Below are 13,121 nucleotides of genomic sequence, written 5' to 3' on the forward strand. Positions count from 1 at the left end.
GGTGTTCTCCTTATGCAATTTTGACCCGAGGCTGAGGGGAAAGGGCGTTGCAGAATGTCCCGACATCGCTGACCCAGCCAAAGAACGTTTCGATGTTAAAAAGCGCGGCCTGTTGTGCGAAAGCCGGGCCAGCCTGATGGGTGGCGTCTTCCAGAACCACGCCGAAATATTCGAGGAAAAAGCCGTCGCGCAGTGTCGACTCCACGCAAACATTGGTGGCTATACCGGTAAACACCAGATGGCGGATGCCACGGCTGCGCAAAATGCTGTCCAGCGGGGTGTTGAAAAAGCCGCTGTAGCGGGGCTTCGGCAGCACAATATCGCCGTCCTGCGGCACCAGCTCATCCACTAACTGGTAATCCCAGCCGCCTTTCGCCAGCAGCTTGCCCTGTAACTCAGGACGTTTGCGCATGGTCTTAAGCGCGTTGGACTTGTGCCAGTTCGGCGAGCCCGGACCGCCGGCTTCCACATACTGCTCATCCCAGCCATTCTGGAACCAGATAATGAGCATGCCCGCTTCGCGCGCGGCGGCAACGGCGGTCTGAATCTTCTCTATCACCGGCGCGGTGGCGGAGACATCAAACCCCGCCAGGTCGAGGTATCCTCCTTTTGTGGCATAGGCGTTTTGCATATCTACCACAATCAGCGCGCTCTGCGCCGGGTCGAAGCGCAGCGAATCGGGACGGGCGTCAAGCGTTATCATCAGGCGACCTCACGGGTAGGGGCAGGGATCTGGCTGCGGCAGTTCATCAGTGGCTGGATACGCTCACCGAAGGCCTCAATGCCAGTCAGAAAATCATCAAATGTCAGCAGCACGCCATCGGTACCGGGAACAGTAGCCACCTCATCAAGCAGACGCGCGACGGTGGCATACGAGCCGACCAGCGTTCCCATATTGATATTGACGGCGGAGGTGGGGTCAGCCATCTGGCGCACGTTGGTATCGCTGCCGGAGCGGGTATCTTTCTGGCTTTGCTCGGTCAGCCACGCCAGCGCTTCGTCATCCGCGCCTGCCTTGTAGTGTTCCCATTTAGCGCGTGCGGCTTCATCGGTTTCATCGGCGATAACCATAAACAGCACGTACGAGCCCACGTCGCGCCCGGTTTTTTGTGCCGCCTCGCGCATCCTTTCAGCGGTAGGCGCAAATGCCGTTGGGGTGTTGACCCCTTTGCCGAAGCAGAAGTTGTAATCAGCGTATTGCGCTGAAAACGCCATCCCGGCATCGCTTTGCCCGGCGCAGATCACTTTCATGGGCTGCGACGGCTGCGGGCTGACGCGACAGTCATTCATGGTGAAAAACTCACCTTTGAAATCGCTTTTCCCGGTGCCCCATAAATCGCGCAGTACCTGGACATATTCGGTCAGGTAGTCATAACGGCGTGAAAAGTACTCATCGCCGGGCCAGATGCCCATCTGGTCGTATTCCGGCTTTTGCCAGCCGGTGACCAGGTTGACGCCGAAACGACCGCCGGAAATGGAGTCGATGGTGGAGGCCATGCGCGCCACGATGGCGGGCGGCAGCGTTAAGGTAGCGGCGGTGGCGTAGATCTGAATCCGCGATGTCACCGCAGCCAGTCCGGCCATCAGGGTGAAGGATTCCAGATTGTGATCCCAGAATTCTGTTTTGCCGCCAAAACCCCGCAGCTTGATCATCGACAGAGCAAAGTCGAAGTGATAATGCTCGGCCTTTTGCACAATCGCCTTATTGAGTTCAAAGGTCGGTTTGTATTGCGGCGCATGGGTGGAAATCAGCCAGCCGTTGTTGCCAATCGGAACGAAAACACCAATTTTCATCTCGTACCTCGCGTTGTCGGTTGAACGTCGGGCGTGGCGTTGCATCCTGCACTCTCCTGTGAGCCTCGCATCAACGATTTAGCAAAGGAGATGCCAGTTTTGAAAACTGCATTGTTATTAGTGTGTTAAACAAAAGTTGACGAAATGCAGATTAAAAAAGTGGACTAAATGGTCAAAAACAGTGCACAAAAAACAGGCGCTCTTGCGCCATGGCTGTGCAGGGGTCGAGTCGGCTCGCGCCATTTGATATGCTGAGAAAAATCAATAAGGAGAAAAAGATGGCGCAGGATATGGCGAAAAAAGCGGGCAAGCGGACGCAGGCGGTGAACGAGAAAAAAGAGGCCATTCTGGCTGCGGCGCTTGAGACCTTTTCCCTGTATGGCATTCACGGTACGCGCATTGAAAAGGTGGCGGAGCGAGCGGGGGTGTCAAAAACCAATCTTCTCTACTATTACCCTTCCAAAGAGGCGCTCTACCTTGCCGTGTTGCGCCACATCCTTGCTATCTGGCTGGCGCCGTTAAAAGCGTTTCGTGAGGACCTGACCCCGCTGGTGGCGATTGGGGAGTACATTCGCTTAAAGCTTGAAGTTTCGCGTGATAATCCGCAGGCGTCACGGTTGTTCTGCATGGAGATGCTGCAAGGCGCGCCGGTGCTGAAAGAAGAGCTGCAAGGATCGCTGAAAGCGCTGGTGGAAGAGAAATCGGCCATTATTGCCAGTTGGGTAGCCAGCGGCAAACTGGCACCTGTCGACCCGCATCATCTTATTTTTATGATTTGGGCCTCAACCCAGCATTATGCCGATTTCGCCACTCAGGTAGAGGCGGTGACCGGCACAACATTACAGGATGAGGCCTTTTTTCAGCGCACGGTAGAAAACGTGCAGCGGATGGTGACCGAAGGCATCCGCGTGCGTTAGTTGGCGGTCGGGAAAGGGCAGCTCAGATCACCCTCACCGCACTGCAGGAGAGACGAAAGCCAGGCTTCGCGCTCGTTCGTTTTATCGGTCATGCACTGGTTGATGACCATAGGCTGCGCGCTGCCTTGTTCGGAGCCGGAGCCGATAAACGCACAGTCGGCATCGCGCAGGGCAATCCAGTTTTTCTGCGCTTTTTTCAGTAAGTCACGCTGTTGTGGCGTGGCACGTTTGAGTGCCGTCTGCCAGGTCTGGTTGAGCTTTTTGTCCGCCTTGTCGTATTGATCGGCGCTACACATGTTCATTTCTGTCTGCGAGATAGCGTTGTCGCAGTCCTCCGCCAGTGCGCTGGCGCTGACCAGCAAAACCACCCCTGCAATCAATAAACGTTTCATATTTTCTCCGTATAAAAAAATGCCGGATAGCATTGTGCATATCCGGCATACGGTACTACGGCTTCGCGCTGAATTGTAGCCCCGACATTCAGTACATTATCAGCGAGTTTTGCGCCCTTAGCCGATGGTCATCAGGCTGGCATTGCCGCCTGCGGCCGCGGTGTTGATACTCAGCGAACGCTCCAGCCATAAACGCTCCAGCAAAATGTTGCTCTCACCACGGGCAAAACCCTGTACCGAGATGATGGCGCCATCGCGCGTCGCGATATGTCCGCACAGCTCGCGTAGCTGATCGGAGTCACCGTGATAGATAACCGCATCAAATGGCTGTGAAAGCAGGTTATCGAGCGCGGCCAGCGTGATCCTGGCGCTGACACTCTCTGGTAACGCGTTATGCAGGGTGCGGTGAAGCTCATCATCTGGCCACAATACCCGACAGCCGCTGGCGAGGGCTGCCGCAAGCTGTGTCAGGCTATCTTCTGCGTTGTCGGCCATGCAAAGAACCGACTCGCGGGGCAGCAGCGTCCAGGTATTGCGTTCACCGGTAGGGCCGGGGAGTACGCGCTGGATCCCGGTCTGGGCCAGTTCGCCAAACCGCTGGCAAATAGCCTGCAATGCCGGTTTATCCTCTGCCCATTGTGTCAGCGCATCCAGCGGCTGGATCAGGCTCGGTTTAAGCTGTGCATCAAGCGGGAAGCGGGCATCGTGACGCGACAGCGTCTGCTTGATGGCCGTTTCCGGGCGGCTGGCGAGCAGGCGATAAAGGTACAGCGGTCCGCCAGCTTTAGGCCCGGTGCCAGATAGCCCCTCGCCGCCGAAGGGCTGTACACCCACGACCGCGCCGACCATGTTGCGGTTTACGTACAGGTTGCCGACATGCGCGCTGCCGGTCACCTGAGCGATAGTCTCATCAATGCGGGTGTGAACACCCAGCGTCAGGCCATAACCTGCGGCATTAATCTGACTTACCAGTTTGTCGAGATCGTTGCGGCGGTAGCGCACCACGTGCAGCACCGGACCAAAGACCTCTTTTTTCAGCTCGTCCACACTCTCCAGCTCAATCAGCGTTGGCATTACAAAGGTGCCGGTTCGCCATTCACGGGCATCAAGGGTGTTTTCATGGGCCGTCTGGAACACCGGGCGACCTTTCTCGCGCATTGCCTGAATATGTTTCTCAATATTCTCTTTGGCTTCGCGGTCAATCACCGGACCGATATCCGTTGTCAGGCGTCCTGGATTTCCCATGCGACATTCCGCCATCGCGCCGCGCAGCATGGTGAGGGTATGTTCGGCAATCTCTTCCTGCAGGCAGAGTACGCGCAGTGCCGAACAGCGCTGTCCGGCGCTATCAAAGGCCGAGGCGAGCACATCGACCACCACCTGCTCGGTCAACGCAGAAGAGTCGACAATCATTGCATTCAGCCCGCCTGTTTCGGCGATAAGCGGCGTCGGACGCCCTTGTGCATCCAGTCTTGTGGCAATATTGCGCTGTAACAGGCTTGCCACTTCCGTAGAACCGGTGAACATCACGCCGCGTACGCGGTTATCTGACGTCAACTGCGCGCCTACGGTTTCGCCCCGGCCTGGTAGCAGTTGCAGCACACCCGACGGGACGCCCGCTTCTCGCAGAATAGCGACGCCCTGTGCGGCAATCAGCGGTGTCTGTTCTGCCGGTTTTGCCAGCACGGTGTTACCGGCCGCCAGCGCCGCCGCGATTTGCCCGGTGAAAATCGCCAGTGGGAAGTTCCACGGGCTGATACAGACCACCGGACCCAGCGGGCGGTGGGTTTCGTTAGCAAAATCTTCCCGTACCTGGCCTGCGTAATAGCGCAGGAAATCGACCGCTTCACGGACTTCGGCAATCGCATTGCTGAATGTTTTGCCTGCTTCGCGTACCAGGATGCCGAGCAGTGTCTGCATCTGATCTTCCATCAGTACCGCCGCACGTTCGAGGATCGCCGCGCGCTCCTGGGGCGGGGTGGCAAACCAGATAGGCGCGTTATTCACCGCACTTTCCAGCGCGCGCGCCACTTCACTGCCGGAGGCTTCCCGAACATAGCCAACAACATCTTTCGGCTCTGCCGGGTTGAGCACGGGCTCCATTTCACCTTCCGCTACCGGGGTTTCCAGCAACGGTTTGGCCTGCCATTTCTGCGTCGTGCTGTTGAGCAGGGAAGAGGAGAGGGAGGCCAGTCGATGTTCATTGGCCAGATCCAGCCCTGCTGAGTTGATACGCCCCTGTCCGTACAGCCAGCGTGGCAGCGGGATTTTCGGATGCGGCAGGCCAACATGGCCTTCTTGTGTCGCCAGTTTCTCTACCGCCAGCACCGGGTCGGCCACCAGTTCATCGAGCGGCAGCGATGTATCGGCAATACGGTTCACAAAGGAGGTATTGGCGCCGTTTTCCAGCAGGCGACGCACCAGATAAGCCAGCAAGGTTTCGTGGGTGCCCACCGGAGCGTAGATGCGGCAAGGGCGGTTCAGCTTGCCGTCAGAGATTTTACCGACCACCTGCTCGTAGAGCGGCTCGCCCATGCCGTGCAGACACTGGAACTCGTATTGACCCGGATAGTAGTTTTGCCCCGCCAGTTGATAGATAGCGGCCAGAGTATGGGCGTTGTGGGTGGCGAACTGCGGATAAATCAAATTCGGCACGGCGAGCAATTTTTTCGCGCAGGCCAGGTAGGAGACGTCGGTATAGACTTTGCGCGTATAGACCGGATACCCCTCCAGCCCTTCCATCTGCGCGCGTTTGATCTCGCTATCCCAGTATGCGCCTTTCACCAGACGGATCATCAGACGACGGCGACTACGTGAGGCCAGATCCGTCAGGTAATCAATGACGAACGGACAGCGTTTCTGGTAGGCCTGAATGACAAAACCGATGCCGTTCCAGCCCGCCAGTTCTGGTTCGAAACAGAGCTTTTCCAGCAGATCGAGGGAGATTTCCAGCCGGTCGGCCTCTTCGGCGTCGATATTGATGCCGATGTCATACTGGCAGGCCAGCAGCGCCAGTGATTTCAGGCGCGGGTAGAGCTCGTCCATCATTCTGTCGTACTGGGCGCGGTTGTAACGCGGGTGCAGCGCAGAGAGCTTAATGGAGATCCCCGGCCCTTCATAAATGCCGCGGCCATTAGAGGCTTTCCCAATCGCGTGGATCGCCTGCTGGTAAGAGACCATGTAGGCCTCTGCATCGGCAGCGGTCAGCGCGGCCTCACCCAGCATATCGTAGGAGTAGCGGAACCCTTTTTCTTCCAGTTTGCGGGCGTTAGCCAGCGCTTCGGCAATGGTTTCCCCGGTGACGAACTGCTCGCCCATCAGGCGCATCGCCATGTCCACCCCTTTGCGGATCAGCGGTTCGCCGCTCTTGCCGATAATGCGGTTAAGCGAGTGCGACAGGCTGGCTTCATTGTGGGTAGAGACCAATTTGCCGGTAAAGAGCAGGCCCCAGGTGGCGGCATTGACGAACAGCGAGGCGCTGCGGCCAATATGCGATTGCCAGTTACCATTGCTGATTTTGTCGCGGATCAGCGCATCGCGGGTGGCCTTATCAGGAATGCGCAACAGCGCCTCTGCCAGGCACATCAGGGCCACCCCTTCTTGCGAAGAAAGTGAAAATTCTTGCAACAAACTCTGTACCATACCCGCCCGGCCGGACGCGGTCTTTTGGTTACGCAGTTTCGCCGCCAGTTGGCTGGCTAACTGCTGGGTATTTTCGGCAATCGGCGGCGCAAGACGCGCCTGCTCAAGCAGCATGGGAACCGCATCCGTTTCCGGGCGACGCCAGGCGGCGGTGATAGCGGCACGTGAAACCGACTGCGGCAAAATGTTTTCGGCGAATTCGAGGAAAGGCTGGGCACTTTCATCAGCGCTGCTATCGGCTTCATCGCTTTCGGTGTACTGACCCGCATGGGTCGCAGGCAATTCTGGAATTATTTCGTTATTTTCGAGCTTTTCCAGGTAGCTAAAGATGGCCTGCTTAATCAGCCAGTGTGGTGTGCGGTCAATCGATGCAGCAGCGGCTTTCAGTCGCTCACGCGTCGCATCATCAAGTTTAACGCCCATGGTGGTGGTACCCATGTTTTTCTCCTGCAATTTTTGTTGTGTGCAGACTATCCGTCATGTTGCAACTTTGTGCAACCTTGTTAAATGTGACTGGGTTAACAAGGTCAATATTGAACGATAAGTTAATTGTATGTAACTGGAATTGGCATACTGAATTACGGTTAAAGGCGAGTGAATTTGCGGTAGATAACACTTTTTTAAGGTGCAACCTTTGAAAGTGTGACATGGTGCAACCTGGTGGAAAATAATGACGGTTTCGGGATGAAATTAATGTAAATGCTGTGTTAAATCATTTGTGAATAACCGGGGCTTCCGGCAGGATACGGTCGCTTCATAACAACAATCACATCGCTACCCCGTTCCGGTGGTGAAGATAACGGGTAAATCCTGGAGACTTTTATTGATGGCAATTAGCACACCGCTGCTGGTGACCTTTTTCATTTATATCTTTGGCATGATTCTCATCGGGTTCTTTGCCTGGCGTTCAACGAAAAACTTTGATGACTATATCTTAGGTGGTCGTAGTCTGGGCCCGTTAGTGACTGCGTTATCCGCAGGGGCATCGGATATGAGCGGCTGGTTGCTGATGGGGCTGCCCGGCGCCATTTTTATCTCGGGTATTTCAGAAAGCTGGATCGCCATTGGCCTGACGCTTGGCGCGTGGGTCAACTGGAAGCTGGTCGCAGGCCGTCTGCGCGTGCATACCGAGGTCAACAATAATGCCCTGACGCTGCCGGACTATTTTACCGGCCGTTTTGAAGATAAAAGCCGCCTGCTGCGTATTATCTCGGCGGTCGTCATTCTGGTGTTCTTCACTATTTACTGTGCCTCCGGCATCGTGGCGGGCGCGCGTCTGTTTGAAAGTACCTTCGGCATGACATACGAGCACGCGCTATGGGCGGGTGCGGCGGCAACCATCATCTATACCTTTATCGGCGGTTTCCTGGCGGTAAGCTGGACCGATACCGTACAGGCGAGCCTGATGATTTTCGCCCTGATCCTGACCCCGGTGATTGTGATCCTCTCCGTAGGTGGCCTTGCGGACTCGCTGGAAGTTATCAAGCAGAAAAGCATCGAAAATATCGACATGCTGAAAGGGCTGAACTTCGTTGCCATTATTTCGTTGATGGGCTGGGGACTGGGATATTTCGGTCAGCCGCATATCCTGGCGCGCTTTATGGCGGCGGATTCCCACCACAGCATCGTCCACGCCCGCCGTATCAGCATGACCTGGATGGTCCTGTGCCTTGCCGGGGCCGTTGCCGTGGGCTTCTTCGGGATTGCCTATTTTAATAACCACCCTGAACAGGCTGGCGCGGTCAATCAGAACGCAGAACGCGTGTTCATTGAACTGGCACAGATTCTGTTTAATCCGTGGATTGCCGGGGTGCTGCTGTCAGCGATTCTGGCGGCGGTAATGTCCACCCTGAGCTGCCAGTTGCTGGTGTGCTCCAGCGCACTGACAGAAGATTTCTACAAAGCGTTCCTGCGTAAAAATGCCGGGCAGACCGAACTGGTCTGGGTTGGCCGCGTGATGGTGCTGCTGGTGGCGCTGGTATCCATTGCGCTGGCGGCGAACCCGGAAAACCGCGTGCTGGGCCTGGTCAGCTACGCATGGGCAGGCTTTGGCGCGGCGTTTGGCCCGGTGGTGCTGTTCTCGGTCATGTGGTCAAAAATGACGCGCAACGGCGCGCTGGCCGGGATGGTTATCGGTGCGGTCACCGTTATCGTCTGGAAGCAGTTCGCCTGGCTGGGGCTGTATGAAATCATTCCGGGCTTTGTGTTCGGTAGTCTTGGCATTGTGGTGTTCAGCCTGCTGGGTAAAGCACCGTCTCGCGCGATGCAAGACCGCTTCGCCGAAGCAGACGCACATTATCACTCTGCGCCACCGACACGCTTGCAGGCCGACTGATCCCTCTTGCTAAACCCGCTTCGGCGGGTTTTTTCTTGATATAACAGTGCATTTACGCTCTTATCACATTGCTTATAACAATGAGGATAGCAAGATGAAGATAAAGACAGGGGTTACTGCACTGGCGTTCGCGGGTTTACTGGCAGGCTGCGTCGCACAGCCGGCAAAACAGGCGCAGCAGCCCGCCCAGAGCTGCAAAGCCGACAATCAGATGCAACAAACCACGCTCTATTTCGGCTTAAGCCGCCCGGCAGGGAAAGATGTCACCGCACAGGAGTGGCAGCAGTTTGTCGATACGGACGTGACGCCGCGCTTTCGTGATGGCCTGACGGTGTTTGACGCGCGCGGACAATGGCTGGGTAACGACGGCAAAGTGGCGAAGGAAGCGAGCAAAGCGTTAATGCTGATCCACGGGAAAGATGCCGGAAGTGAAAACAATATCGAAACGCTGCGCACGCTCTACAAAACCCGTTTCGGGCAGGAGTCTGTGATGCGGGTTGATCAGCCGGTTTGCGTACAGTTCTGATAAAAAAAACGGCGGGTGTGAAGCCCGCCGTGAGAATTAAAGCACAACGCCTGCAAAAGCGGCGGAAAGCAGACTCACCAGCGTTGCACCATAGACCAGGCGCAAACCAAAGCGTGAGACGACATTCCCCTGCTGCTCGTTAAGCCCTTTAATGGCGCCCGCCACGATGCCGATAGAGGCGAAGTTGGCGAACGACACCAGGAAGACGGAGAGGATCCCAAGCCCGCGCGGCGTCATTTCAGCGGCAACTTTCTGCAGTTCGATCATCGCCACAAACTCGTTAGCCACCAGTTTGGTCGCCATAATGCTGCCCGCATGCAGGGCATCGGAAAGCGGAATGCCGACCAGCCACGCCAGCGGGTAGAACACATAGCCAAGAATTTGCTGGAAGCTGATGCCAAACAGGGCAGAGAAGAGGGCATTGACCGCGCTAATCAGGGCAATAAAGCCAATCAGCATGGCCAGGATAATCATCGCCACTTTGAAACCGGCCAGAATATATTCCCCCAGCATCTCAAAGAAACTTTGTGATTCGTGGAGTTTTTCCAGCTTAATTTCCGGTTCGGCTTCCGGGCGCGTCGGGTTAATGACTGACAGAATAATAAAGGTGCTGAACATATTAAGGATTAACGCCGCCACCACATATTTGGCATCCAGCATCGTCATATAGGCGCCGACAATCGACAGCGATACCGTCGACATCGCGGTTGCGGCCATGGTGAACAGACGACGTGAGGACAGGTCGGCCAGAATCCCTTTGTAAGCAATGAAGTTTTCCGACTGGCCAAGGATCAGCGAGCTGACCGCGTTAAACGACTCCAGCTTGCCCATGCCGTTGAGTTTTGACAGCAGCGTGCCGATAAGACGAATAAAAATCGGCAGAATACGCCAGTGCTGCAAAATACCGATCAGCGCGGAAATAAAGACGATAGGGCACAGAACGCCGAGGAAAATAAACGCCAGCCCTTTTTCATTCATCCCGCCAAAGACAAAGTTGGTGCCTTCACCTGCAAATTTGAGCAGTGTTTCAAAAAAGCCAGAGACATATTTAATTAGCGTCAGTCCGCTTTGCGCATGCAAAAAGAACCATGCCAGCGCCAGTTCAATAACCACTAATTGCAGAATAAAGCGCACGCGAACTTTGCGGCGGTCAAAGCTGGTGAGCCATGCCAGAGCCAGAATGACAACCAGCGCCAGCAGAAAATGTAGGAAGTTGATCATGTCGAAAATTGTGCAGGTAATTGGGGCGCTCATTTAGCCACAGCCTGTATACTCAGTAAACAAAAAGTTAATGATTTGTAAGCTAACTTTTTGCCATATACCTTCTGATTCTGCATAACAGCCGTTTCGATCAGTCTTAGTTTGCCGCCCGGTTACATCCTTTCATTATTCAGATTAATTTTCGCTTGAGTTTCTTTTTTCCGTAATGATAATCACTATCAAAGAAATTTACTTTTCTTTTCAGCAATTGACCATTGATGACAGCAGAGGCGTCCGCATGTTTGTTCCATTTCTCATTATGTTACGTGAAGGCCTCGAAGCGGCACTGATCGTAAGTTTGATTGCCAGTTACTTCAAGCGCACTCAGCGCGGACGCTGGATTGGCGTGATGTGGATTGGTGTCTTCCTCGCCGCGGCGCTATGTCTGGCGCTCGGCATCATCATTAACGAAACCACTGGTGAGTTCCCGCAGAAAGAGCAGGAGCTGTTTGAAGGCATTGTCGCGGTGATTGCCGTGGTGATCCTGACATGGATGGTCTTCTGGATGCGCAAAGTCTCCCGCAACGTCAAAGTGCAACTGGAGCAGGCGGTAGATAACGCCCTCGCCAGCCGAAACAACCATGGCTGGGCGCTGATCATGATGGTCTTCTTCGCGGTGGCGCGCGAAGGGCTGGAATCGGTCTTCTTTCTGCTGGCGGCATTCCAGCAAGATGTGGGGATCTGGCCGCCTGTGGGCGCGGTGCTTGGGCTGGTTGCGGCCGTGGTACTCGGCTTCCTGCTCTACTGGGGCGGCATTCGTCTGAACCTCGGTGCGTTCTTCAAATGGACCAGCCTGTTTATTTTGCTGGTTGCGGCAGGTCTGGCGGCAGGGGCGATTCGCGCCTTTCATGAGGCCGGACTGTGGAACCACTTCCAGGATGTGGCGTTCGATCTGAGCAACGTGCTGACTACGCACTCTCTGACGGGCACGCTGCTGGAAGGCATTTTCGGCTATCAGGAGACACCGAGCGTCAGCGAAGTTGGCGTCTGGTTCCTCTACTTAATTCCTGCGCTGGTGCTGTATGTCATGCCATCGCGCTCAGGCTCGCAGCCTTCCAGAGCTGCACAATAATCGCTGTACCGGGTGAATTATAGTTACAACATACTTTAAGAAGGGAAGGGGTCATGGCAATTCATTTTCGTCGTAGTGCGTTACAGGCAGGGATCGCAACGCTGCTTTCTTGCGCGTTTGCTGCCCATGCAGCGGATGTCCCTCAGGTAAAAGTGACCGTCACGGACAAGCAGTGTGAGCCGATGAATCTGACGGTAAACGCGGGTAAAACGCAGTTCCTCATCGTCAACCAGAGTCAGAAGGCGCTGGAGTGGGAAATCCTCAAAGGGGTGCTGGTGGTTGAAGAGCGCGAAAACATTGCGCCGGGCTTTAGCCAGAAGCTGACCGCTAACCTGCAGCCGGGTGAATATGACATGACCTGCGGCCTGCTTACCAACCCGAAAGGCAAACTCATCGTTAAAGGCCAGGCGACGGCGGATGCGGCAAAAAGCGAAGCGTTGCTGAGCCTTGGCACTGCTATCACCGACTATAAAGCCTACGTGACGGCCGAGACAGCCGAACTGGTAAAAGGGACAAAAGCCTTTACCGATGCGGTGAAAGCGGGCGATATCGAAAAAGCGAAATCGCTGTATGCGCCGACGCGCCAGCACTATGAGCGTATTGAACCGATCGCTGAGCTGTTCTCCGACCTGGACGGCAGTATTGATGCCCGCGAAGATGACTACGAGAAGAAGGCAGACGATCCGAAATTCACCGGTTTCCACCGTCTGGAAAAAGCCCTGTTTGGCGACAACTCGGTGAAAGGCATGGACACTTATGCTGACCAGCTTTACACCGACGTGCAGGAGCTGCAAAAACGCATCAGCGAGCTGGCGTTCCCGCCGTCAAAAGTGGTGGGGGGCGCTGCGGGTCTGATTGAAGAGGTCGCGGCGACCAAAATCAGCGGTGAAGAAGACCGCTACAGCCATACCGATCTCTGGGATTTCCAGGCTAACGTCGATGGCGCGCAGAAAATTGTCAACCTGCTGCGTCCGCAGTTGCAGAAAAACAACGCCGAACTGCTCGGTAAAGTGGATGCGAACTTTAAGAAAGTCGACGCTATTCTGGCGAAATACCGTACCAAAGACGGCTATGAGACCTATGACAAGCTGACGGATGCCGACCGTAACGCGCTTAAAGGGCCGATCACGACGCTGGCGGAAGATCTCGCTCAACTGCGCGGTGTGCTCGGTCTGGACTAACT

10 protein-coding genes are annotated in these 13,121 nt (G+C 55.4%); 5 read left to right on the forward strand and 5 right to left on the reverse strand.

The annotated features are described in order from the left end of the window. Positions 1 to 10 precede the first annotated feature (10 nt). Positions 11 to 703 (reverse strand): pyrimidine utilization protein B, encoded by a 693-nt coding sequence (gene rutB, locus ABIB59_RS05870; protein ID WP_071194645.1) that lies wholly within the window; start codon positions 701 to 703, stop codon positions 11 to 13. Continuing rightward, on the reverse strand, positions 703 to 1,794 hold the full coding sequence (gene rutA / locus ABIB59_RS05875; RefSeq protein ID WP_039078775.1) for a pyrimidine utilization protein A: 1,092 nt from the start codon (positions 1,792 to 1,794) through the stop codon (positions 703 to 705). The genes rutB and rutA overlap by 1 nt, the downstream gene beginning before the upstream one ends. Before the next feature lie 278 nt (positions 1,795 to 2,072). Between rutA and rutR the strand changes: the two genes are divergently transcribed. Continuing rightward, positions 2,073 to 2,711: an HTH-type transcriptional regulator RutR gene (gene rutR, locus ABIB59_RS05880; RefSeq protein WP_354034424.1), complete on the forward strand. Its 639-nt coding sequence runs from the start codon at positions 2,073 to 2,075 to the stop codon at positions 2,709 to 2,711. Here rutR and ABIB59_RS05885 read toward each other — a convergent pair. Continuing rightward, the gene (locus ABIB59_RS05885; protein ID WP_039078656.1) at positions 2,708 to 3,103 is read right to left on the reverse strand and encodes a lysozyme inhibitor LprI family protein; all 396 of its coding nucleotides are present in this window, start codon (positions 3,101 to 3,103) and stop codon (positions 2,708 to 2,710) included. The genes rutR and ABIB59_RS05885 overlap by 4 nt on opposite strands. A 117-nt stretch (positions 3,104 to 3,220) precedes the next feature. Then, positions 3,221 to 7,183, reverse strand: coding sequence for a trifunctional transcriptional regulator/proline dehydrogenase/L-glutamate gamma-semialdehyde dehydrogenase (gene putA / locus ABIB59_RS05890; protein WP_039078657.1), 3,963 nt, complete (start codon positions 7,181 to 7,183; stop codon positions 3,221 to 3,223). 388 nt (positions 7,184 to 7,571) lie between these two features. Between putA and putP the strand changes: the two genes are divergently transcribed. Both putP and ABIB59_RS05900 read left to right on the forward strand, forming a co-directional pair. Then, a complete protein-coding gene (putP, locus tag ABIB59_RS05895; protein WP_039078658.1) occupies positions 7,572 to 9,080 on the forward strand; it encodes a sodium/proline symporter PutP in 1,509 nt (502 codons plus the stop codon). 94 nt (positions 9,081 to 9,174) lie between these two features. After that, complete coding sequence (locus ABIB59_RS05900) at positions 9,175 to 9,606, forward strand: DUF3574 domain-containing protein (protein WP_079496751.1); 432 nt, start codon at positions 9,175 to 9,177, stop codon at positions 9,604 to 9,606. Between the two features lie 36 nt (positions 9,607 to 9,642). On the opposite strand, the gene ABIB59_RS05905 is transcribed toward ABIB59_RS05900, so the two are convergent. Continuing rightward, positions 9,643 to 10,827 carry a NupC/NupG family nucleoside CNT transporter gene (locus tag ABIB59_RS05905; protein WP_354034949.1) on the reverse strand — a complete coding sequence of 395 codons (1,185 nt, stop codon included), beginning with the start codon at positions 10,825 to 10,827 and terminating at the stop codon, positions 9,643 to 9,645. 277 nt (positions 10,828 to 11,104) lie between these two features. Between ABIB59_RS05905 and efeU the strand changes: the two genes are divergently transcribed. Then, the gene (efeU, locus tag ABIB59_RS05910; RefSeq protein ID WP_354034427.1) at positions 11,105 to 11,938 is read left to right on the forward strand and encodes an iron uptake transporter permease EfeU; all 834 of its coding nucleotides are present in this window, start codon (positions 11,105 to 11,107) and stop codon (positions 11,936 to 11,938) included. 53 nt (positions 11,939 to 11,991) lie between these two features. After that, entirely contained in the window at positions 11,992 to 13,119 is a 1,128-nt protein-coding gene (gene efeO, locus ABIB59_RS05915) for an iron uptake system protein EfeO (RefSeq protein WP_039078661.1), read from the forward strand. Positions 13,120 to 13,121: the final 2 nt, after the last annotated feature.

The sequence above is a fragment of the Citrobacter sp. UYEF32 genome (genome assembly GCF_040546205.1).
Lineage (GTDB): Bacteria > Pseudomonadota > Gammaproteobacteria > Enterobacterales > Enterobacteriaceae > Phytobacter > Phytobacter diazotrophicus.

Coding starts and splice junctions, on each gene's coding strand:
- rutB (WP_071194645.1), bottom strand. CDS start 703: ATGATAACGCTTGACGCCCGTCCCGATTCGCTGCGCTTCGACCCGGCG.
- rutA (WP_039078775.1), bottom strand. CDS start 1,794: ATGAAAATTGGTGTTTTCGTTCCGATTGGCAACAACGGCTGGCTGATT.
- rutR (WP_354034424.1), top strand. CDS start 2,073: ATGGCGCAGGATATGGCGAAAAAAGCGGGCAAGCGGACGCAGGCGGTG.
- ABIB59_RS05885 (WP_039078656.1), bottom strand. CDS start 3,103: ATGAAACGTTTATTGATTGCAGGGGTGGTTTTGCTGGTCAGCGCCAGC.
- putA (WP_039078657.1), bottom strand. CDS start 7,183: ATGGGTACCACCACCATGGGCGTTAAACTTGATGATGCGACGCGTGAG.
- putP (WP_039078658.1), top strand. CDS start 7,572: ATGGCAATTAGCACACCGCTGCTGGTGACCTTTTTCATTTATATCTTT.
- ABIB59_RS05900 (WP_079496751.1), top strand. CDS start 9,175: ATGAAGATAAAGACAGGGGTTACTGCACTGGCGTTCGCGGGTTTACTG.
- ABIB59_RS05905 (WP_354034949.1), bottom strand. CDS start 10,827: ATGATCAACTTCCTACATTTTCTGCTGGCGCTGGTTGTCATTCTGGCT.
- efeU (WP_354034427.1), top strand. CDS start 11,105: ATGTTTGTTCCATTTCTCATTATGTTACGTGAAGGCCTCGAAGCGGCA.
- efeO (WP_039078661.1), top strand. CDS start 11,992: ATGGCAATTCATTTTCGTCGTAGTGCGTTACAGGCAGGGATCGCAACG.